The organism is Aminobacter aminovorans (genome assembly GCF_900445235.1).
GTDB lineage: Bacteria > Pseudomonadota > Alphaproteobacteria > Rhizobiales > Rhizobiaceae > Aminobacter > Aminobacter aminovorans.
On record NZ_UFSM01000001.1, the window covers coordinates 2,904,707 to 2,926,041 of the forward strand.

Consider the following 21,335-nt stretch of genomic DNA (forward strand, 5'->3'; position numbering starts at 1 on the left):
AGCCTCACGAGGACGTTGTCGGGTGACGAAGGTCGATATCGTTCAGCCGCCTGTCACGCTCATGTGTCGGGAGACGGACGGTCGATTGGTGCGGCGGTCGATGATGAAATCGTGGCCCTTCGGCTTGCGTCCGATCGCCTCGTCGATGGCATTGGACAAGAGTTCGTTGCCTTCGGAGGCGCGCAGCGGCGCCCTGAGGTCGGCCGCGTCCTCCTGGCCGAGGCACATATATAGCGTGCCGGTGCAGGTCAGGCGCACGCGATTGCAGCTCTCGCAGAAATTATGCGTCATCGGCGTGATAAAGCCCAGCTTTCCGCCGGTTTCAGCGACATCGACGTAACGCGCCGGTCCGCCTGTCTTGAACGGGATGTCGGTCAACGTGAATTGCCGCTCGAGATTGGCTCTCAGCAGTGACAGCGGCAGATACTGGTCGGTGCGGTCGGCATCGATCTCGCCCATAGGCATCGTCTCGATGACCGTCAGGTCCATGCCACGGCCATTGGCCCAGCGCAGGATTTCAGGGATCTCGGTGTCGTTGAAGCCCTTGAGGGCAACCGCGTTGATCTTGATGTGCAGGCCGGCCGCCTGGGCGGCATCAATGCCTTCCATCACCTTGGCGAGATGGCCCCAGCGCGTGATGGCGTGGAACTTGTCGGGATCGAGCGTGTCGAGCGAAACATTGATGCGCTTGACGCCGCAATCGGCCAGTTCGGCAGCGAAGCGCGACAGCTGCGAGCCATTGGTGGTCAGCGTCAGCTCTTCCAGTGCGCCGCTGTCGAGATGGCGCGACAGCTGGCGAATGAGGTGCATGACGTTCTTGCGCACCAAAGGTTCGCCACCGGTCAGGCGCAGCTTCTTGACGCCCTTTTCGACGAAGACCGAGCAAAGCCGGTCGAGTTCTTCGAGCGACAACAGGTCCTTCTTTGGCAGGAAGGCCATGTCTTCGGCCATGCAATAGGTGCAACGGAAGTCGCAGCGGTCGGTAACCGACACGCGCAGATAACTGATCGAGCGACCGAAAGGATCGATCATATCCATGGTCTGCGCTTCCGTTTCCCGTTCCGTGGTGCCTTGGCCGGCACTGTCATTATACGGCTATGTTGTACGCTTGTGCATGTCAATCAAGATGAAAGTTTGTTGCCTCGGAGTGACTCTGCCAGCTTTGCCGTCCTGGCGCTGTCTTAGCGCTTTCCGCGACGTCCGAAGCGCAGTAGTGAATGGCATCTCACAACGGCAGGGCGGATCATGACGGCACCGAAGGAATTGAGGGTCTCCAAGGACCGCAAGCTGTTGACGGTGACGTTTCCGGACCATCGCCCGTTCGAGCTTTCGGCCGAGTTGCTGCGCGTGCTTTCGCCCTCCGCCGAGGTGCAGGGCCATTCGCCTGAGCAGCGGGTGACGGTGCCTGGCAAGAAAGAGGTCGCCATCCTCAAGGTCGAGCCGGTCGGCAATTATGCCGTACGCATCACCTTCGACGATTTCCACGACACCGGCATCTTCACCTGGAACTATCTGCATACGCTCGGACACGACAAGGACAAGCGCTGGCAGGAATATCTCGACGAGCTGGCGCAAAATGGATTGAGCCGCGACCGCTGACTGTCTTTTGCCGTTCATATTGGCCGGCTAAGCGCAGCAGCATCGAAGCAGGAAGAGGGTACGGACGATGTCGCTCATTTCAACGGTGGAACAGCTCGAGGCGCTGTATGGCGTTCCCGGCGAAACCTCGCTGGTGAAGGAGCTCGATCACGTCATTCCCGAATATGCCGCCTTCATCGAAGCCTCACCCTTCGTCTCGCTGGCGACAAGCGGACCGGAGGGGCTCGACTGCTCGCCGCGCGGCGATCTCGCCGGCTTCGTCCGCATCCATGATCCACGCACGCTGATGATGCCGGACCGCCGCGGCAACAACCGCGCCGACTCGCTGAGGAACATCATCCGCGATCCGCGCGTCGCGCTGCTGTTTCTGGTGCCGGGTTCCGGCACGACGCTGCGCGTCAATGGTCGTGCCCATATCAGCGTCGACGCGGAGCTGTGTGGGTCCTTTGCAGTCGAAGGCAAGCCGGCGCGTTCGGTGACGGTGATCGACGTCGATGCCGTCTATTTCCAGTGCGCGCGCGCGATCGTGCGGTCGGAACTGTGGAACCCCGAGCGTCATGTCGATCCGAAGACGCTGCCGACGCCGGGACAGATCCTTGCGGTCACCAGCCGCGCCGGCATCGATGGCGAAACCTATGATCGCGAATGGCCGGAGCGCGCCAGCAAGTCGATGTGGTAGATCGTTGAACGGGCGCCCCGAGGCAGCGTTTTGGGCCGTCAGCGCGGCAACCGGGCTCAAAACAAAGTGATTGCGTTGGTGTAACTCAGCGGGCGTTATCGACGTATACCGGCAAAACTGCTGGAGCTTTTTGGAATGACGCCCTGGACTGACCGCGCCGGAAAACTCTCGCCGCTCAAGGCTTTGGCCTTTGCCGGAACGTTGGTGCCGGCATTGCTGCTTGGCTACTACGCGGTGAAAGGCTTTCCGCAAGGCGCCGGCGCCGGCACGCTGCTCGGGCCACGGCCCTTCACCGCCGCCATCCATGAAACCGGCGATTGGGCGATCCGCTTCCTGTTGATGTCGCTGGCAGTGACGCCGCTGCGCCGCATCGGCCAATGGCCAAAGCTGATCCTCATCCGTCGCATGCTCGGTATCGCAGCGCTCGCCTATGCGCTCGGCCATCTCGTGCTCTATTTCTTCGACCAGAACTGGGACGTGGTGCGCGTCGTCAGCGAGATCGCGCTTCGCATCTATCTCACCATCGGCTTCGTCGCGCTGCTCGGGCTTGTCGCTCTCGGTGCGACGTCGACCGACGCGGCGATCAAGAAGCTTGGTCGCAACTGGAACCGGCTGCACAAGTTCGTCTATGGCATCGGTATCCTGGCTGCGCTGCATTTCTTCATGCAGTCCAAGGCCGATGTCTATGAGCCGACACTGATGGCGGGCTTTTTCATGCTCTTGATGTTCTACCGGCTAGCGCACTGGCGCGGGCTCAGCCTGACGTCGCCGCTGGTGCTTATCGCGATCGCGGTCATCGCTGCGTTGTCGACGGTGATTGTCGAGGCGGCCTGGTACGGGCTGGCGACCGGGGTGCCGCCCGCCCGCGTGCTGTGGGCCAACCTGCAGTTTTCCTACACGATCCGGCCGGGCTGGTGGGTGCTGGCGACGGGCCTTGCCGCAGCCGTGCTCGGCTTGATCAGGTCCATGGGCAAGGCGCAGGCGCCGCGGGGCAGGCGAGCCGCCAGGGCAGCAGCCTGAGCGGCTACTCCTTCAGCGCATCGGCGACGCGCAACATGTGCGCGCCGATCAGGTCGCATTGTTCGGGAGTCGATGCGCTCATCGCCTTTTCGATCAAGGCGCCATAGGCTTTCAAGGCCCGCATCAACAGCGCCCCGCCGTCTTCGGTCAGCGTCAGCCGCATCACCCGGCGGTCCTTGGCGTCGGCCTCCCGCCTGACCAGCGCGCGCTTTTCCAGCTGCGGCAGCAGCATGGTGATGTTCGAGCGGCCGACCAGCAGCTTGCGGGCCAGGTCGTGCTGCGAAATGCCGGGATGGCGATAGAGGTTCATCAGGACATCGAGCTGCGCCGGCTTGAGATCGTGCGGCTGCAGCGCGCTCGCCAGGGCACGCTCCATCGAGTGGCACGCCTTGGCCACGGCAACCCAATTGCGGAACCGCGGGTTATCCCACGGCAAATCTTGCTTATTGTTCATGATTGAACTATTATTGTTCATGATTGAACTTATGGATGGACAATCACTATGGCATCAATCGGGCTCAAGGTCATCCGGCGGCTGTTCGGTGCGGCCGAACTGGTTTCGCCCCGTCTCGCCGGTCGCGCGGCATTCGAGCTTTTCCGGCGAACGCCGAGCCAACGCTCCCTGACATCAGGTGAGAAGCGCGCCATCGGCAATGCGTCGAGCTTCATGGCCGAGGCGCGCCATCATCGAATTAAGACGCAAAAGAGCTGCGTGGCGATGCACGAGTTTCGCCCTGAGGGCGCAAGCAGGGGAACAGTGCTCGTCATCCATGGCTGGCGCTCGCGCACCGAATACATGCAGGCGCTGATCGAAGGCTACAGGGATGCCGGCATGCGCGTGATCTCGCTCGACCTGCCGGGCCATGGTGGCTCGCTCGGCCGCGCGCTCGACATGGCAAAGGCCGTCGAAGCGGCAACCCTTGCCGGCCAGTGGTTCGGGCCGTTCGAGGCGATCGTCGGCCATTCCTTCGGCGGCGCGGTTGCCGTCAACGCTGCAGCCGGAACCGTCAAGGGGTTCGAGCCGCTTTCCGCCAAGCGGCTGGTGCTGGTGGCCGCGCCCGATTCGATGCCCAAGCTGTTCGACGATTTCGGTCGCTATCTGAACCTCGGCCCCAGGACGCAGCGCTCGATCTCGGGGCAGGTGCAGCGTGTGACCGGCACGCCGATCGGCCAGTTCGTCGGTTCCAGGCTGCTGATGCGCCTGGCCACTCCGACGCTTGTGATCCACGCTCCCGACGACAGGGAAGTGTCGGCCAACGAAGCGCGCGCCATGGCCGGCGCCGGCGGCCATGTCAGGCTGTTCTGGGCCGACGGCCTCGGTCACCGGCGCATTCTATCGAGCGCCAAGGTCGTGGGCGAGGCAGTTGGCTTTCTCCAGGCCGCGCGCGAACTCGACACGGTCCACTAAGCGCGCCACGCCGATCGCCAGGGCTCAGCCCTGGCCCTCCAGCGCGGCCCTCAGCATGTCGTAGGTCGGCGCCAGTTCGCGAAGCGAGGCCGCCGCCTCGCCATCCTTGCCCGCAACAAGGTGGTATTGCAGCGCGCCGATGAGCCGGGCCTGCCGTCCCGCAATCCGAGCCGCCTCGGCGTATCCCGCGCGTTCCAGGCAGGTCGCGGCGTCTGTCGCGCGGCGAGCGCCTGCCCGGACGGCGAAATGGATCATGTGGCCACGAAGATCGTCGCCGCAACCGCGCTCGATCAGCCGCGCCAGCGCTTCGGCGGCGGTGGCGTTGCCCGAGCTTCCCCTAGGCATGTCGTGCTCACCCGCCATCGACAGCCAGCGTATCGCCGAAGGGATCGACGCCCTGATCATGTCCACTTCGGCGACGTCGGCGATCCGCCTGAAGGCGGTGCGCATCGTATAGGGCGTGCCGTAGATCAGCGTTCTTGCGCTCCAGGCGGCCATGAAGTCGGCGAGGGGCAGGCGGGCATAGGGATAGCCCTGTGGATCGTGCATCAGGATGCTCTCGTCGTCGACTTCGAGCGCCACGACGTAATGATCGGCCTCGATCGGACCGCGCATGCGTGGCTGATGCCTGAGATGCCCCATCTCGACTGGGCCGATCCAGACCGGGCCGGCGGCCAATGCCGCCTTGAGGCGCGCCAGGGCCTCTTCGGCTTCGCCCCCTTGCGTGACATCAGATGTCCAGCCAAGCGTTGAAAGCGCGTTTTCGAAACCTTTCTCCGGGTCCCAGCCATAGGGGTCGAAGAAAGGCAACGTGCCGCCGATCAGCTGCATGCCGAACGGGCCGCCAATGGCCACCTCGATGACGGCGGTCGACGGTCCATCGGCGCAGAACATCATGGCGAAGGAATTGGCATAGCAATACGGGCCCGAGCCCGTGTAGGCAAAGTGCTTCATGTCTGGATCTCTTGTCAGATGAGGGGATAGGCGACGTCGAAACGGGCGCCTTGGGTTCCGGGATGGGTTTCGCAGGGGCTGCCGGCGCAGCTCAGCTCGCTCCGCGCGTCGAGCCACGCTTCAAGGGCGTCGTAGACGTGCATGACGCGGGGAAAATTCTCATAGGCCATGGGCACCGGCAGATAGACCTCGCGCCGCGCCGGCTGCAGTCTGATGAGCAGGTCGCCTGCCGGCTCGAGCCTTCCCGCGCAGGCGATGGCGACCTCGACGAGACCTTCGCTGTCGCGGCTGACAAGGTCGTGAAAATGCACGCTCATCAATCCGTCGCAAGCCGATCCCGAGGCGCGCAAGTGCGTCCGGATGTCGGCTTCGGCCCCGGCGATGAAATCGTCCAGCCCTTCCACACCGATCTGGCGTTGTCGCGACACGACTTTTGCAGCCGGTACCTCACGCAGGCCGATCGTCGCCGTCAATGCCGGTTCGCCGCCTTCGGCTTGCCGGGAAAGCGCGCGCACGAGTTCGGTCTGGTCGGCAAGCCTGTCGTTCTGCGCGCTCAGCCAGCTTTGCAGTTCGACGACGCGTGCTTCCGGCGTGAGCTCCAGCAGCTGTGTGACGCGGGTAATCGGCAGCCCCAGCCGGCGCAGCCGCGAGATCAGACGCGCCCTTGGCGCCTGCGAAGAGGCATAGTAGCGATAGCCGGTCTGTGGATCTACGTGGACCGGCGCCAGCAGGCCTTGCTCGGCATAGAGCCGCAATGCCTTTGGCGACAGTCGCGTGGCGGCCCCGAAACGGCCGGCGAGGAGATAGGAATCGATCATGACGCCGTGTCTAGGGCTGGCCCCAGGGGCGAGGTCAAGCGCGCGATTTGCTGTCGTCTCTGCCCGGCTGATCAGCCTTTCCTGTTGCCTGGCTCTACAGGCAGGCCCGCCGCGCGCCACGCAGTGAACCCGCCAAGGATGTGCCGGACCGGCTCCAGCCCCATCTCCTGCGCGGTCTTGGCAGCGAGCGCCGAGCGCCAGCCGCCGGCGCAGAAGAAGACGAAGTTCTTGCCGCTGGAAAAGAACGGCTTGTGATAAGGGCTGTCGGGGTCGATCCAGAATTCGAGCATGCCGCGCGGGCAATGCTGGGCGCCCGAAATCCTGCCTTCGCGCTCGACCTCGCGCGGATCGCGCAGGTCGACGAAGATGGTATCGGTGTCGTCGAGCAGGGTTGCCGCTTCCTCGGGCGACACCACCTCGACCACTGCATTGGCCTCGTCGAGCAGTTCCCTGTAACCCTTCTTCACCTTGCCCTCGCGTCAATTCGGCCCAAATTCAGCTTGCAAGGCCAAGTGATCGCATGAAGCGGCGAGGCTGTCATCGCCGATGAATTGTGCCACCTGCCGGCTTGTCTCACGATGATGTGAAACTGTTCGGCAACAGCTGCCGGGAAATTTATGAAAGCTTAACGTTATCGGTATGAATCGAGAGAGCAGCGCCTTACATCAGCCATTTGTGGACAGGAATTCTTCCACCGGCGCATGGCGATTCCAGAGCAGTTTCCGGGCAGGGATGGTGTCTTTATGAAATTTTCTCTCCTGAGCAGGCCGATCTCGCTTCCGCTGGCTGTGCTTGCTGCAACAGTGGCGCTTGGCGCGCCGCAGGCGGGTGCGCAGAACTTCTTCGACATCCTGTTCGGTGGCGGCAACCGCGCCCCGCGCCAGCAGCAGGGCGAATTTCCGCCGGCTCCGGTGCAGAAGAAGCGGGCGCCGGTGGCGGCGGCCAAGATCAGCGCGCCGTCCTATTACACCTACAAGACCGACTCGATGGTGACCGTCGACTTTGCCAAGCTGATCGCCGGCACGCAGTCGGTGTCGCTGGAGCCGTCGCTTGCCGGTACGGCGTTCCGCGAAGCGCTTGCCGGGCTCGATGCCTTCGACCTGGTTGCCGAAAAGGACATCGCCAAGGGGCTGCTCGACTACTATGTGGCCAATCCCGATTTCATCTGGGTCACCGGCCAGACCGCCAACAGCCGCGCCGAAGAGGCGATCAGGACGTTGAGCGATGCCGCCAGCCACGGGCTGATGCCGGCCGACTATGCGGTCTCCGTGCCGCCGGCAGCCTATGCGCTTGACGACACCGTCGGCCGGATGAAGACACTCATCCGTTTCGAGATGGCGATGTCGGCACGCGTGTTGCGCTACGTGCATGATGCGCAAGGCGGCCGGATCGATCCGAACCGCATCTCCGGCTACTATGATTTCGCCGCCAAGCCGCTCGACATGGCCGGCATGCTGAAGAGCCTCAGCCAGTCGGATGAGGTGCGGGCCTTGCTTGAGGCATTCCATCCGCAGAATCCCGAATACAAGGCGTTGCGCGTCGAACTCGAGGCGCTCAAGGCGAGCGAGGAAAACGACATCGTCGTTGACGCCAAGCTGTTGCTGAAGCCCGGCGAGACCAGCCCGGAGCTGCCCAAGCTGCTGCATCTCATCGCCCGCGATCTCGACGACGAGATGGGCGGCGAATTCGGCGAAACGCTGGCCAGGCTCGGCAACAGCGAAACCTATACGCCCGAACTGGTGCCGGTCATTGAGGCGGTGCAGAAGCGTGCCGGGCTCAAGGCCGACGGCGTCGTCGGCCCGCGCACGGTGGCAACCCTTGCCGGCACGTCGAAGGCCGATCGCCTCGACAAAGTCGTCGTCGCGCTCGAACAGCTGCGCTGGCTGCCATCCGACCTCGGCAGTCCGCGCGTCTTCATCAACCAGCCGGCCTATACCGCAAGCTACATCGACGGCGGCATGGAAAAGCTCAAGATGCGGACGGTGATCGGAAAGACCACCAACCAGACCAGCTTCTTCCAGGACGAGATCGAGCAGGTCGACTACAACCCGTACTGGGGCGTGCCGCAGTCGATCATCGTCAACGAGATGTTGCCGCGCCTGCGCAACGATCCCAGCTATCTCGACCGCGCCGGCTATGAAGTCACCGATTCGCGCGGCCAGCGCATTCCGTCGTCGGCGATCAATTGGGGCCAGTACGGCTCGAAGGTGCCCTACAGCGTGCGCCAGGCGCCGAGCGAGGCCAATGCGCTGGGCGAGCTCAAGATCCTGTTCCCCAACAAGCACGCCATCTACATGCACGACACGCCGCAAAAGGCGCTGTTCGACCGCGACAACCGCGCCTTCAGCCATGGCTGCATCCGCCTGGCCGACCCGCGCGGCATGGCGGCCGCCGTGCTTGGCACCGACGTCGATCACATCGCGGCCAAGCTGAAGCAGGGCCATTCCTTCGAGAAGGTGACGCGCAAGATCCCGGTCTACGTCGCCTATTTCACCGCCTGGCCTGATCTCGACGGCAAGGTCGAGTATTTCGGCGACGTCTATGATCGCGACGCCAAGCTCAAGGACGCCATGGCTCGTACCGATGCGGCGAGGGCACCCAGCATCTGATCGGCTGCATGCAGGCACAGGGTCGGGGGCCGGGTCAGCGAACATCTGCTCAGCCGAGCATCCGCGTGCCCTGACCAGATTACCTGTCCTGCGCGCCCATCGGAATGGTGACGCGCCTGGGCAGGTGCTGGATCCTCCACAACAGCCGCCGAATTTCGCGGATTGCCTTTTGGGATCCCGGCAGGCGCACTTTCGGCCGCGGCAGGCGCGGTGTCGCCAGTCGTTCCGGCTCGAGATCGCTCGGCAGCGTGATCTCCTGGTCGGGCAGGAACATTTCCTGGATGCCGATGGCGGGCGACAGTTGCCAGCAGGGCGTCTCGTGCCTGGTCATGTCGAAGAGAAAATCGTCCACCGGACGCTCGATCTTGCTGGCCAGCGTCACCAATCGCGCGGCCAAACGCCTGGAGATGACATAGGCAGCCGCGCCATTGTGGAAGCTCTACAGCGGCAGCAGGCGGTGTGCCCTGATCTTGCGGCCGCGACGCCCGACCAACACGGGATTCAGCGTCGTTTCGAGCTTGATCAGCTCGACACCAGCAGGAATCCACGCGTCGTCGCTCAGAAAAACGGGGGCATCCCGGCTGAAATAGACATCGTCTTCGAGCACGACCGCATGCGCGTCGCTGCCTTCGGCAATCCGTCGCCAGACGGCGATATGGCTTATGAAACAGGCAATTTCGCCCGGTGACCAATTGTGGTGATCGCCTAGGACAAGCCGGTTGATGATGTCGTCATCAAGCGCGGTCTTGTCGATGGCGCTTAAGCGCTCGAAGGCCAAGCCCATCCGGCGGAAGGCCATGGTCATCCAGGCCAGCCGTCCAGTCTCCCGATCAAGGTTGATGACGAAGCACCGCATTGGATCTTCCCCGCTCGCCTGCTGATCGCAGAACGGTTGGTGTCGGTCAATTCGATGCTGTCTCTCCAGGCGGGAACACCCGATTTTGGCTTTCGAGCCAGTAGTACATCCTTACGTAGTTTTGATAGGCAAGGTGTTTCCCGCTCACATCTCCTGCCGCTGGCGCCTTGGAAATCTCTTTCGGGCTGATGTAATAGAACTCGTCTCCCATCGCGGCCAACGGCATATGGTGCGCGGGTGCCTGCTCAAAAATCGAAAATCCGATGAAGGCGTTTTTAACTTTCTGAACTGATAGCAAATGCAGCAGCGTGGGGGCGAAATCGACCGATGTACGATAGTCAGCGTCGAAGGTCGTCGGTAGCGCCATTCCCTTGTGATGAATGATCAACGGGATCCGGTCGACGAAATAGGCTTGGTAGTCGTCCCCTTGCAAGGCCTTGACCACGGCGGGTTCAGGATAGGTCGCGTGATCGGCCGTGATGATCAGGATCGTGTTGCCGGCGAAACTCGAGTTCTGAAAATAGTCCAGGAATTTTCCCAGCTGCGCATCGAAATTGTGCATCCTGCTCAGAACGGGGTTATCACCGCTGCCGTAGGTCGTGCCGGCGCTGTCAGAATCCAGGAACGCGTGGGTGCCGATATTGTATGTCGCGACGAAGAACGGTTGCTTGTCGCCGCTTGAGGTCTGCTTCTCCAGGAAGCCTTTCAGGCCGGAAAATATCTCCGCGTCGGCTGCGTCAGACGTGCCGGCACTGAGTGCTGCGGGTCTGCCACCCAACAATTCAGGCAGCGTCTCGACAGCGTAGACCGTTTCAAACCCAAGCGACTTCAACATGACGTTGAAACTGGCGCCCTCAGAGCTCGAGGACAGAAACGCCGTCTTGTATCCGCGGTCCTGCAGGATATCAGGTATCGTCCGGTAGTTGATGCTGGTGAGCAGCGCGGTGTTGTTCTCACCTTCGGCCTCCCAGCCGCCGCTTTCAGCGCCACCGTTTCTGGGGTATCCGGAAACCAGCTGCCCCTGAATCCCTCGATAGGTTGCCGCTGTGTGGCTGAAGTAGTTGTAGACAGGCATTGAATGCGCGGCAAAGCGGTCGATGTTCGGCATCAATCCCTGATGCTTGCCGCCATAGGTTCCCAGAAAGCGGGCAGACAGCCCTTCGGCAAAGATCACGATGACGTTCGGGCTATCTGCCGCCGATTGTGCTGTGCCAAACGACAAAGGGCTGGAATAGGCCTGATCCCGCAACAGAGGGTAGTGCTCGTTGATCGGCAGGCTGATGCCTTGCCGATCCAGCGTGTCGGCCATGTCAGAGAGGTTGTTGCGGGCCTTGCGCAGCTCGCGAAATTTGCGGGCAAGAGATGTGGCCGGAGCCATATCCGGACGGAGATCGAGGGTTCTTTCGGTGAAGGAAGAGCTGTCGAACATGCCGGCAAAGAGCAGGCAGGCAAGTGTCGCGGCGAAAACGAAGCCCTTTCCGGGCCGGTGGAGCGCCGCTTGCTTGCGCGCCTGGAGGGCGAACAGCGAAAGGCAGATCCAGCTTCCGAAGCCAAGGACTGCGATGACGAAGAACAGGGGCTTTGCCGCATACTGGCTGCCGTCGGTGTAGTTTTCCAACGCCAGAACGGAGATGTAGTGCCCCGACAGATAGGCGGAAAATCCCTGCACCAGATAGATCAGCATCACCAGCAGGGGCACGGCGAGAGAGACGAACAATGCCGGCAAGGCCACCCAGCCACTGCGCTGGGCATGCCAGGCAACAAGTCCCAGCATGCAAAAGAACGCGAGCTCGATCGCCGGCAGCAAGATTGTGGTGACGTCGACGGCGAATGCCGGATTCCGCTCTCGCAGGGCAATCAGCAGGAGGGCGAGATATAAAACGTAGATAGCCACGAAATAGAGCGCGTAGCTTCGCTTCAAAAGACTATCGGTAAGTTTCATCTGCAGGTCGTCTGGAAAATCGCATCAAAAAACAGAATCTCTCAGGTCAGTCGAATCAAGCGTGGCAATGTATTGGCCGGGCTCGATGTTTAGTCCAGAAAGTTGAACTCGTTGCCGTCGCACGGCAAATGACACGGATATCGTAACGGCGAAACGACGAATTCTGGTCCCATCTTGCCGCAGGCTGCGTTTGTCTCCCGATCGGGGCAGTTAGCGTAGTGTTCGTCGCCAGTGATCCGGGACGTGTAAGGGAGAGCGGCATTGCCGCTGTTCAATTGTGTATTCGGATAACAAATATGATCGGCGTTATGGTTGAGAGTAAATATGTAATGATAAATATTGTTATGCGTATTACGAAATGTTATTTGAACATTATTTGAAAATGTAATCTTGTGGGAATGTGTTGTGCCTAAGGTGCCGGCGAGAGTTCGCTGTGTGTCTGGAGGAGTGCATGCCTTCTGTACTGAAGATTAATCTCGTCCTTTCGTCACTTATGCTGTTGACGGCCTGCCAGGCCGATAGGCGGCGGTGCGAAACCGAAACGGGCGGCGCTGCCACCTATCGAAAGAGCGATAACTGCGGGCGTGCGGCAAAGCCAGCAGAAGGCAGCGATCGGCCGGAGAGGCAGGTCAGGGAAAAGCCTGTGACGCCGACTGAGCCCGAACCAGAGGGGGCGGTTTTTCCGTAGCGCCACCTTGGTTCAGGCTCCCAGTCCGCCAGGCGCGGCGGCGGCCAGGCTCGACGGAACGCTCAACTGGATCCGTCCGCCTGATCATCGACGGCATCATCTCGTGCATCGTGGCTTCATGATGGGCGGCGGCTTCAAGCTGCCCTGATCAGCATGTCGATTTGTCGGGGAGCAATGCTTTCTATGCGCCGCACCGCAGCCTTGCTGTCAGCGCCTCTCGGCGTTGCAGATTTATCCGCGTGCAGGAGATCCAACGCTTTCCAGAGCTCGTCACGCTGCACGCAAGGTGTCGCCGGGATTGGCCGGTCGACTTAGCGCAATGTTGCGTCCGTCTCTTTTGCGAGCAGCAGCGACGGAGCCGCGCGTCACTTCAGCTTAATAATCTGTGATTTAAGCATCAAGTATATAAAGTATAAATATTATCGTCCAGGCGGAATTCTTCTATGCGCCAGGAATTCTGGCAATCTTGTTTGTTGCACTTGGTCAGTTTTATCGTCGCTGGCGTGACAGCGAGCGCCTTGCACTGGTCCTGCATGCAATCGCGCTTGTCGTCCTGTTTTCCACCTTTTGTGCGTTGTTCAATGTGTTGTTGCTGCCGCGCTCAACGACTCCGATCGACGCCCTGCTGGTGGAGGCCGATGCCTGGTTGGGCTATTCCTGGCCGGAGTTGACCAGTTGGGTTGCCAACTATCCGACCCTCAACGCGATCTTGCGCGCGATCTACCTCGTGACATTGGCAAAACTCTACTTCGCCTTGATGTTCCTGGCGATGGTTCTCGACCGCAGGCGGCTACACGGTGCCGCCTTGGCGATGTCGATGGCGGCGATTGTCGTCGTTTGCACCTGGGCGATGTTCCCTTCGGCCGGAGCGTCGGCCTACTGGCTGCTCGATCCTGAGATAGACCGCATCGTTGGACCGGTCGTAGGATCGGAATATGGCGCCATGCTTTAGCGCCTCTACGCGGAGGGCGTGCTTGAGGTCAATTCGCTTCAGGTGACAGGCTTGATCGGGTTCCCATCGTTTCACACGGTGTTGGGGCTGATGGCCCTGATCGTGGTCTGGCCCTACCGCATTGTGCGCTATTTCGTGCTTGTCCTGAACGTGTTCCTGGCACCTGCAATCTTGATCCACGGTGGCCACAATCTTGTCGACATGATTGCTGGCGTGGTCATCACGCTCGCGGCCTGGTGTGTTGCGTTGGCAATTTTTGACTATCTGGAGCCCGTGAAGCGCGCTGCTTCTTTGACGGAGCGCCCAACAGGCCTCAACTAGCTACGCTAGGCGCTCGATCCGGCCCTTGTCGATGCGGAATACACCTGTTGTTGCACCTTGCCGTTCGAAGTCGGATTGAAACTCGTCCCAAAGCCAAGATGTCGGCCGCAATTCTCACAAGAGATCGGAGTATCCGCCTATACGTCATCAGGAATACGCAGGCGAATGGTCCCCGCAAAAGGGACATTCCAGCTTGTGATTGAGGTATTGACTGTCGCCCATGGCCAGATCCTCGGGGGCGTGCCCAAAGCGTATTGAGGTGAGGGTGGATCTGAAGGGTAGTGTTGCCGCAGAACCGGCTTCCTTTGCCGCGGCTTAGAATGCCTTTGCGGCGGCGTTGGCTTCGGCCATGCGTTGCAACCGAGTTCGAAGGCATTCACTTCGATCCCCGAGATTTGATGAACAGCATATCGGCGGCCGTCGCAGCCGCCAGATCCTCGAGCCCAATCAACGTGGTTGAGATCGCGCAGACCGTTCAGAGCGAGAACCCGCAGGAGAATGTGGCCTTCGAAGATATCTTGAGTTACGTCCTCGATGTCGCGCAGTGCACCGGAGAGCCGCTGGTGTTTGAGCGGCAGCACAGCACCTCTGAAGGGGCCTACATGAACGGTGCTGGTTTGATCGACAGCTAGCCTCCCATCCGCTTGAGCGGACTTGTAACCAGCCTGATGTCTAGAGCATGGAGCCAGTTACGCCACTGCTACGGCCTGCCCGAACTCACCTCGTGAGTGAGACTCCGAGGTAAGGGTGGCAAGACAAGGCAACTCTCTTTTCTGCGGGACTGTCCCTGCAGCACCAGCGCCACATCGGAACCCGCGCCTTTTTCCGGCGGAACCACGTTCGACGTCGTGCATTTGTGCCTTAAGACAGCCGCCGATGGAGCGCGATATGAGATCTCTGCTGATTGCCATGAGTGGCCTTGGCTTTGCACTGGTCATGTTCTTAAGTGGTCTGGTTGCAGCTACTGCCTTCTTCAAGGCGGAGCCGAAACGGCAGCTCACTTTGGCCACTGAAACCGATGTCTGGACCGACCATCCTGTCAAGGTGGACACGTCAGCCCAATCGTTCGATCGTCTGGCTGCGCGTCCAGTACCAGCGCAATCTGTCACGCAAACTGCTGCGCAAACCGTAGACCCAGGACGTAAACCTGCCGTTGCCGCCTTGGAAAAACCCGTTGTCAGCGCCGAGCCCGACAGCCAACCAGTCATGCTGCCCGAAACGATTGCCGCTCATATCGCGTGGTGTTCGGACCGTTACCGTTCTTATCGTGCCGATGATGACAGCTACACGCCCTATGGCGGTGGTCGACGCAACTGCGTCTCGCCATATTCCGGTACGAGCGATGTCGTGGATAGGTACGATCACGACCAAGCCACCTATCGACCGTCTGAGGGACGAGTAGAGGTGGTCTATGCAGACGACCAGAATTACGTCAGCACGGATCACATGGAATACTGCTTCAGCAGATATCGCTCATATCGACCAGAGGACAACACCTACCAGCCATACGACGGTGGTGCTCGCAGGCAATGCCGGTGACAAAGCCAACCTGTCCCGCCGGATCACCAACCAGTTCCACGATGTAGACCCGAAGGGGTTCGTGTGTGCGTGATGCCCAAAGATGCGCACCGCTGATCATCCACACCAGGGCCGCTTGACCTTTGGCCGCCAGATGATCGCAAAGCCCTCGGCCAGCAACACGTTCTCGGCCAGCCGTCCATCCGATAGCCTGATGCGCACCAGCTGCCGGCGGTCTGAGGTACTGTCCCGCTGCCCGGTGTCCTCGATCCGCAAGCCGGGGTCTTGGATAAGCTCGGCCAGGCGCTTCTTCGCCTCTCTTCCGAACATCCGCTCACGCTCGCACTTGGCGCGGCCGATCTCGGGCGTGTCGATCCCTGTCTTGAACGGAACGCCGTCGCCGATCAGGCGCATGTTCTGGCCGTTGCAGCGGATATCAACTGCGGACAGGGTGGAACAGGAGAGGATGGTGGCGGCTAGCAGGGAAATCATGGGGCGACGGTATCGCGAGAACGGGACAAGAACAAAGCGCGAATTGCTCGGCCAAGTGGTTCAAGTGAACCATTACGGTGTCGCAACGAAAATCAGCTAAGTCTTTGAAAAGAAATGGTGGGCGATATAGGGATTGAACCTATGACCCCACCCGTGTGAAGGGTGTGCTCTCCCGCTGAGCTAATCGCCCGTCCGAGGCCCGAGGGCCGAACGTGACGGCGATATAGGGGAGGGGCGGGAGTGGTGTCAAGGCGGCTTTAGCGACTTGCCGCGTCTATCAGCTTCTGGGCCATGCCAAGCGTCAGTTCGTCATAGTGCGAGATCACCACCGAAGGCTCGTATTCGCTGACGTGCCGGTCGGTATAGCCGAAGTCGACGGCAACCACCGGAATGCCGGCGGCCTTTGCCGTGTCGATGTCGGTGACCGAATCGCCGACCATGACGGCGCGGGACGTGTCGCCGCCGGCCTTGGCGATGGTTTCGGTGAGGTGGCGCGGATCGGGCTTGCGCATGCCGAAGGTCTCCGGGCCGGTGATGGCTGCGAAGCGATCGGAGAGGCCGAGCGCCTGGATCAGGCCCTTGGCGAGGTTTTCGTACTTGTTGGTACAGACGGCGAGCAGATAGCCGGCATCAGTGAAACGGTCCATCGCGGCGACCACGCCGGGATAGGGCAGCGAGCGGCCCGGAATGTTGACCGTGTAGTGATCGAGGAAAATGTCGTGCAGGCGGTCATGCTCGACAGCGGCCAGCTGCTTTTGCTGGGCGGTGTAGGCGCGCTCGATCATGATGCGGCCGCCCTGGCCGACGAAGCGACGGAATGCCCTGTCGTCGACTTCGGCAAGGCCGCCGGCGACCAGCGTGTGATTGAGACTGTCCAACAGGTCGGGGGCGGTGTCGACGAGCGTCCCGTCGAGGTCGAAAACGATGATCGGCTTGGACATGGCTCCGCCTTTGTGGAGTTGTGCGTTGCCAGAGCCGATAGCCCCGGACCCGGCACGAAGCAAGCCCGAGCCATAAAGCCTTTGACCCAACGGGCAAAAATGCTAGGAGCCAAGCCTGATATTCGAGGATTTTGCGAACAAGTCATGGATGCCAAGGCTTTGAAGATCGAGGCGGCGCGCGCTGCCTTGGGGTATGTCGAGAGCGGAATGCGCCTTGGCATCGGGACCGGTTCGACGGCCGAGGAGTTCGTCAGGCTGCTGGCCGAGAAGGTCTCGGCCGGCATGCAGATCATCGGTGTACCGACCTCGGAACGTACCGCCGCCCTTTGCCGCGAGCTGTCGGTTCCGCTGTCGACGCTCGACGAGACTCCTGAGCTCGATCTCACCATCGACGGCGCCGACGAGATCGATCCCGAGCTGACGCTGGTCAAGGGCGGCGGCGGTGCGCTGCTGCGCGAAAAGATCGTCGCTGCGGCGTCGACGCGCATGGTCGTCATCGCCGACCAGACCAAGCTTGTCGACACGCTCGGGCGTTTCCCGCTGCCGATCGAGGTCAATCCGTTCGGTCTCAAGGCCACCGAAATCGCCATCGCAAAAGCTGCCGGCAAGCTCGGGCTTTCCGGGCCTCTGGTGCTGCGCAAAGCCGGCGGCGAGACCTTCGTGACCGACGGTGGACATTTCATTATCGATGCATCTTTTGGCCGCATTCCAGATACAAGAGCGCTTTCAGATGCCCTGCACGCCATTCCCGGCGTCGTGGAGCACGGTCTCTTTCTGGGTTTGGCTACCGTTGCCGTCATCGCCGGCGCGGACGGGGTCAGAACCGTTCATCCGGCACGCTAAACAGGAGTTCTATTCATCATGATTTTGACAAACCGGCTTCGCCGCTTCTCCGTCATGGTGGCGGCTTCGGCATTCGCGGCCGTCGCATTCTCGGCCCAGGCGCAGGAAATCGCGGAATCACACCTGAAGGCAGCGCACGCCGCCATCTCGGCGATCCATGCGACCGATTCCTTTGATTCGATCCTGCCGCAGGCTGCTGCCGCGTTGAAGCAGCAGCTGATCCAACAGAACCCTGACATGCAGGAAGTGATCACCCAGACTGTGGACGAAAAGACGCTGGCGCTGGCCGCACGTCGCGCCGACCTCGAAAAGGAATCGGCGCTTGCATATGCGAAGGCCTTCTCCGAGCAGAACCTCAACGACATTGCCGCCTTCTACAATTCGGAAGCGGGCAAGAAGCTGATCGAGAGCGGCCCGATCGCCTCGCGCGAATTGGTCAAGGCTGCCGAGATCTGGCAGAACGGCATCGCGCGTGATCTGGCCGAGCAGGTCGGCGAAAAGCTCAAGGCCGTCATCGGCACCAAGGCTCCGGCCGAGGGCGCCGCCCCCGCTGCACCGGCAGCGCCCGCCAACTGATCCACCGCGACCAACGGTCACGATGCAAAAGCCCGGCATTTGCCGGGCTTTTCTTTTGATGCCGCTGCCACTACCTGTGACCGCATCACAGGCGCATCGAACGCGGTGCGCAGTTTCAAGGACTTAGAGCAATCGTTGCGCGCCGCAAGCGCGCTGCTCTACCGCAGGGAAGGACGCCCATGGCCCAGTACGACTACGATCTCTTCGTCATCGGTGGCGGCTCGGGCGGTGTGCGTGCAGCACGCGTTGCCGCAGCGCTCGGCAAGCGCGTAGCACTTGCCGAAGAGTTCCGTTTCGGCGGCACCTGCGTCATCCGCGGCTGCGTGCCCAAGAAGCTCTATGTCTACGCCTCGCAGTTTCCCGAGCATTTCGAGGACGCCGCCGGCTATGGCTGGACCGTCGGCGAGGCCAAGTTCGACTGGAAGACGCTGGTTGCCAACAAGGAGCGCGAGATTTCACGGCTCGAGGCGATCTACAAGCGTAACGTCGAGGGTTCCGGCGGCGAGACGATCCATTCACGCGCCGAACTTATCGACCGCCACACCATCCGCATCGTTGATGAAAACCGCACCGTCACCGCGGATCAGATCCTGATTGCGACAGGTGGGCGGGCGGCCGCTCATCCGGCCCTGCCGGGACACGAGCACTGCATCTATTCGAACGAGGTGTTCGACCTTGCCGCATTGCCCAAGGCCATCATGATCGAAGGCGGCGGCTACATCGCCGTCGAATTTGCCAACATCTTCCACGGTCTCGGCGTCGAAACCACGCTCGTCTATCGCGGCAAGGAGATTCTCAGCCGCTTCGACATGGACCTCAGGCGCACCCTGCATGAGACGATGGAGCAGAAGGGTATCAGGATCCTGCTGCATTCGGTCTCGCAGGAGGTCAGCAAGCGCAGTGACGGCCGTCTCGACGTCGCACTGAACACCGGCCAGACGCTGACCGTCGACCAGGTGCTGCTGGCCATCGGCCGCACGCCCAACACCGAGAACCTCGGTCTTCAAGCGGCGGGTGTCGAGATGGACAAGCAGGGTGCGATCGTCGTCGACCGACTGTCGCGCACAAGCGTCGATAACATCTGGGCCGTTGGCGATGTCACCAACCGTGTGCAGCTGACCCCGGTCGCCATCCACGAGGCCATGTGCTTCGTCGAGACCGCGTTCAGGGACAACCCGACCGAGCCGGATCACGAATGCATCCCGACCGCCGTGTTCTCGCAGCCCGAAATCGGCACCGTCGGCCTCTCCGAGGATGATGCCGCCAAGCGGTTCAAGCATCTGGAAATCTACCGCACCAGCTTCAGGCCGATGCGCCATACGCTGTCGGGCCGGCAGGAAAAGATGCTGATGAAGCTGGTCGTCGACGGTGAAACGCGCCTGGTCCTGGGGGCTCACGTGCTTGGCCCCGACGCCGGCGAAATGGCGCAGCTTCTGGGCATCACGCTCAAGGCCGGGCTGACCAAGGACGACTTCGATCGCACCATGGCGGTGCATCCCACGGCAGCCGAAGAGCTGGTGACGATGTACAAGCCGACCTATCTGGTGAAGGACGGCGTGCGCGCCGACAACTGACGCGGCCGCCACTCGGAACCTGCCGCAGGGAAACGTTCGATCTCAGGCGCGTTCCGGGGTAGATTAGGGGCTCCTCATCGTGTAAAGAGCCGCGTTCCCGCAATGGCGGGTTGTGGCGCGGGTGAGGTGCCCGTTAGCGAACTTTTTTAGGTGCGAACATGACGAAATGGTCCCCGAATTCCTGGAGAAGCATGCCGATCCAGCAGGTCCCGGCTTATCCGGACGCTGCGGCGCTCGTGGAAACGGAAGCTCGTCTCGCATCTTTTCCCCCCTTGGTTTTTGCAGGTGAGGCGCGCAAGCTGAAGAAGCAGCTTGCTGCCGTTGCCAATGGCGAAGCCTTCCTGCTCCAGGGTGGCGACTGTGCCGAGAGCTTCGCCGAGCACGGCGCCGACAACATCCGCGACTTCTTCCGCGTCTTCCTGCAGATGTCGGTCGTGCTGACCTTCGCCGGCGCACAGCCGGTGGTGAAGGTCGGCCGCATCGCCGGCCAGTTCGCCAAGCCGCGCTCGGCCGACAACGAGACCAAGGGCGACGTGACGTTGCCGAGCTACCGCGGCGACATCATCAATGGCCCGGCCTTCGATGAGAAGTCGCGCATTCCGGATCCGGCGCGCCAGGAAATGGCCTACCGCCAGTCGGCGGCGACGCTGAACCTTCTGCGCGCCTTCGCCCAGGGCGGCTACGCCAGCCTCGAGAACGTGCACCAGTGGATGCTCGGTTTCGTCTCCAACAGCCCGCAGGGCGAGCGCTACGAGGCGCTGGCCAACCGCATCACCGAGACGATGGACTTCATGAAGGCCGTCGGCATCACCTCGGAGACGAACTACGCGCTGCGCGAGACCGACTTCTATACCAGCCACGAAGCCCTGCTGCTCGGCTACGAGCAGGCGCTGACCCGCGTCGACTCGACCTCGGGCGACTGGTACGCGACCTCGGGCCACATGATCTGGATCGGCGACCGTACCCGCCAGGTCGACCACGCGCATGTCGAGTACTGCCGTGGCGTGAAGAACCCGCTCGGCCTCAAGTGCGGCCCGTCGATCACGCCTGACAACCTGCTCAAGCTGATCGACCTGCTGAACCCGGAGAACGAGGCTGGTCGCCTGACGCTGATCGCACGCTTTGGCCACGACAAGGTCGGTGAACATCTGCCGAAGCTGATCCGCGCCGTCGAAAAGGAAGGCCGCAAGGTCGTCTGGTCGTGCGATCCGATGCACGGCAACACGATCACGGCAGCTGGCTACAAGACGCGTCCGTTCGATCGCATCCTGAGCGAAGTGCAGAGCTTCTTCGACATCCACCGTTCCGAGGGCTCGCACCCGGGCGGCATCCATGTCGAGATGACCGGTAAGAACGTCACCGAGTGCACCGGCGGCGCCCGCGCCATCACGGCCGAGGAACTGCAGGACCGCTACCACACACATTGCGATCCGCGCCTCAACGCCGACCAGGCGATCGAGCTGGCGTTCCTGGTTTCGGAACTGCTGCGCAAGAGTGCACCGACGCCGGCAAAGAAGGCCGTCAACGCCTGATCCGCGAGACGTG

The 21,335-nt window shown here is 61.6% G+C and carries 21 protein-coding genes, 1 tRNA gene and 1 pseudogene; 12 read left to right on the forward strand and 11 right to left on the reverse strand.

All coding sequences use genetic code 11. The annotated features are described in order from the left end of the window. Positions 1-42 precede the first annotated feature (42 nt). On the reverse strand, positions 43-1,038 hold the full coding sequence (gene moaA / locus DY201_RS14305) for a GTP 3',8-cyclase MoaA (protein WP_115731769.1): 996 nt from the start codon (positions 1,036-1,038) through the stop codon (positions 43-45). Between the two features lie 207 nt (positions 1,039-1,245). On the opposite strand from moaA, the gene DY201_RS14310 reads away from it, so the two are divergent. The 3 genes from DY201_RS14310 to DY201_RS14320 all read left to right on the forward strand — a co-directional run bounded on the left by DY201_RS14310 (position 1,246) and on the right by DY201_RS14320 (position 3,298). Beyond that, on the forward strand, positions 1,246-1,599 hold the full coding sequence (locus DY201_RS14310) for a gamma-butyrobetaine hydroxylase family protein (RefSeq protein WP_115731770.1): 354 nt from the start codon (positions 1,246-1,248) through the stop codon (positions 1,597-1,599). Positions 1,600-1,666: 67 nt separating this feature from the next. Further along, a complete protein-coding gene (locus DY201_RS14315) occupies positions 1,667-2,278 on the forward strand; it encodes a pyridoxamine 5'-phosphate oxidase family protein (protein ID WP_115731771.1) in 612 nt (203 codons plus the stop codon). 135 nt (positions 2,279-2,413) lie between these two features. Then, positions 2,414-3,298 carry a protein-methionine-sulfoxide reductase heme-binding subunit MsrQ gene (locus DY201_RS14320; RefSeq protein WP_115731772.1) on the forward strand — a complete coding sequence of 295 codons (885 nt, stop codon included), beginning with the start codon at positions 2,414-2,416 and terminating at the stop codon, positions 3,296-3,298. A 4-nt stretch (positions 3,299-3,302) separates the two neighbouring features. On the opposite strand, the gene DY201_RS14325 is transcribed toward DY201_RS14320, so the two are convergent. Further along, a complete protein-coding gene (locus DY201_RS14325) occupies positions 3,303-3,752 on the reverse strand; it encodes a MarR family winged helix-turn-helix transcriptional regulator (RefSeq protein ID WP_115731773.1) in 450 nt (149 codons plus the stop codon). Between the two features lie 48 nt (positions 3,753-3,800). Here DY201_RS14325 and DY201_RS14330 point away from each other — a divergent pair, with 48 nt between their 5' ends. Further along, positions 3,801-4,706, forward strand: a complete 906-nt coding sequence (locus tag DY201_RS14330; RefSeq protein ID WP_115731774.1) for an alpha/beta hydrolase — start codon at positions 3,801-3,803, stop codon at positions 4,704-4,706. 24 nt (positions 4,707-4,730) lie between these two features. On the opposite strand, the gene DY201_RS14335 is transcribed toward DY201_RS14330, so the two are convergent. The 3 genes from DY201_RS14335 to DY201_RS14345 all read right to left on the reverse strand — a co-directional run bounded on the left by DY201_RS14335 (position 4,731) and on the right by DY201_RS14345 (position 6,945). Beyond that, entirely contained in the window at positions 4,731-5,660 is a 930-nt protein-coding gene (locus DY201_RS14335) for a hypothetical protein (RefSeq protein WP_115731775.1), read from the reverse strand. A 14-nt stretch (positions 5,661-5,674) separates the two neighbouring features. After that, positions 5,675-6,478, reverse strand: coding sequence for a MerR family transcriptional regulator (locus tag DY201_RS14340; protein WP_115731776.1), 804 nt, complete (start codon positions 6,476-6,478; stop codon positions 5,675-5,677). A gap of 71 nt (positions 6,479-6,549) precedes the next feature. Further along, positions 6,550-6,945 carry a rhodanese-like domain-containing protein gene (locus DY201_RS14345; RefSeq protein ID WP_115731777.1) on the reverse strand — a complete coding sequence of 132 codons (396 nt, stop codon included), beginning with the start codon at positions 6,943-6,945 and terminating at the stop codon, positions 6,550-6,552. 276 nt (positions 6,946-7,221) lie between these two features. On the opposite strand from DY201_RS14345, the gene DY201_RS14350 reads away from it, so the two are divergent. Continuing rightward, the gene (locus tag DY201_RS14350; protein ID WP_115733796.1) at positions 7,222-9,087 is read left to right on the forward strand and encodes a L,D-transpeptidase family protein; all 1,866 of its coding nucleotides are present in this window, start codon (positions 7,222-7,224) and stop codon (positions 9,085-9,087) included. A gap of 79 nt (positions 9,088-9,166) precedes the next feature. Here the strand turns inward: DY201_RS14350 and DY201_RS14355 are convergent, their stop codons facing one another. The 3 genes from DY201_RS14355 to DY201_RS14365 are packed head-to-tail and all read right to left on the reverse strand — an operon-like array spanning position 9,167 to position 11,885. After that, a complete protein-coding gene (locus DY201_RS14355) occupies positions 9,167-9,469 on the reverse strand; it encodes a hypothetical protein (RefSeq protein WP_131922292.1) in 303 nt (100 codons plus the stop codon). Positions 9,470-9,526: 57 nt separating this feature from the next. Then, the gene (locus DY201_RS14360; RefSeq protein ID WP_115731779.1) at positions 9,527-9,943 is read right to left on the reverse strand and encodes a glycosyltransferase family 25 protein; all 417 of its coding nucleotides are present in this window, start codon (positions 9,941-9,943) and stop codon (positions 9,527-9,529) included. A 46-nt stretch (positions 9,944-9,989) separates the two neighbouring features. Continuing rightward, entirely contained in the window at positions 9,990-11,885 is a 1,896-nt protein-coding gene (locus tag DY201_RS14365; RefSeq protein ID WP_115731780.1) for an LTA synthase family protein, read from the reverse strand. Positions 11,886-13,201: 1,316 nt separating this feature from the next. Between DY201_RS14365 and DY201_RS29495 the strand changes: the two are divergent. The 3 genes and pseudogenes from DY201_RS29495 to DY201_RS14390 all read left to right on the forward strand — a co-directional run bounded on the left by DY201_RS29495 (position 13,202) and on the right by DY201_RS14390 (position 15,385). Continuing rightward, positions 13,202-13,846, forward strand: a pseudogene (locus tag DY201_RS29495) (phosphatase PAP2 family protein). A gap of 398 nt (positions 13,847-14,244) precedes the next feature. Further along, positions 14,245-14,478, forward strand: coding sequence for a hypothetical protein (locus DY201_RS14385; protein WP_115731783.1), 234 nt, complete (start codon positions 14,245-14,247; stop codon positions 14,476-14,478). A gap of 256 nt (positions 14,479-14,734) precedes the next feature. Then, a complete protein-coding gene (locus DY201_RS14390; protein ID WP_165915873.1) occupies positions 14,735-15,385 on the forward strand; it encodes a BA14K family protein in 651 nt (216 codons plus the stop codon). Positions 15,386-15,481: 96 nt separating this feature from the next. Here the strand turns inward: DY201_RS14390 and DY201_RS14395 are convergent, their stop codons facing one another. The 3 genes from DY201_RS14395 to DY201_RS14405 all read right to left on the reverse strand — a co-directional run bounded on the left by DY201_RS14395 (position 15,482) and on the right by DY201_RS14405 (position 16,797). Further along, positions 15,482-15,856: a thermonuclease family protein gene (locus tag DY201_RS14395; RefSeq protein WP_115731785.1), complete on the reverse strand. Its 375-nt coding sequence runs from the start codon at positions 15,854-15,856 to the stop codon at positions 15,482-15,484. Between the two features lie 115 nt (positions 15,857-15,971). Further along, positions 15,972-16,046 (reverse strand) — tRNA-Val (locus tag DY201_RS14400). Between the two features lie 67 nt (positions 16,047-16,113). After that, the gene (locus tag DY201_RS14405; RefSeq protein ID WP_115731786.1) at positions 16,114-16,797 is read right to left on the reverse strand and encodes a phosphoglycolate phosphatase; all 684 of its coding nucleotides are present in this window, start codon (positions 16,795-16,797) and stop codon (positions 16,114-16,116) included. Between the two features lie 144 nt (positions 16,798-16,941). On the opposite strand from DY201_RS14405, the gene rpiA reads away from it, so the two are divergent. From rpiA to DY201_RS14425, 4 genes are all read left to right on the forward strand, one after another. Next, positions 16,942-17,640 carry a ribose-5-phosphate isomerase RpiA gene (gene rpiA / locus DY201_RS14410; RefSeq protein WP_115731787.1) on the forward strand — a complete coding sequence of 233 codons (699 nt, stop codon included), beginning with the start codon at positions 16,942-16,944 and terminating at the stop codon, positions 17,638-17,640. An 18-nt stretch (positions 17,641-17,658) separates the two neighbouring features. Next, the gene (locus DY201_RS14415; RefSeq protein WP_115731788.1) at positions 17,659-18,216 is read left to right on the forward strand and encodes a DUF2059 domain-containing protein; all 558 of its coding nucleotides are present in this window, start codon (positions 17,659-17,661) and stop codon (positions 18,214-18,216) included. A 179-nt stretch (positions 18,217-18,395) separates the two neighbouring features. Next, on the forward strand, positions 18,396-19,790 hold the full coding sequence (gor, locus tag DY201_RS14420; protein ID WP_115731789.1) for a glutathione-disulfide reductase: 1,395 nt from the start codon (positions 18,396-18,398) through the stop codon (positions 19,788-19,790). A 158-nt stretch (positions 19,791-19,948) separates the two neighbouring features. Beyond that, entirely contained in the window at positions 19,949-21,322 is a 1,374-nt protein-coding gene (locus DY201_RS14425; RefSeq protein WP_115731790.1) for a class II 3-deoxy-7-phosphoheptulonate synthase, read from the forward strand. Positions 21,323-21,335 lie beyond the last annotated feature (13 nt).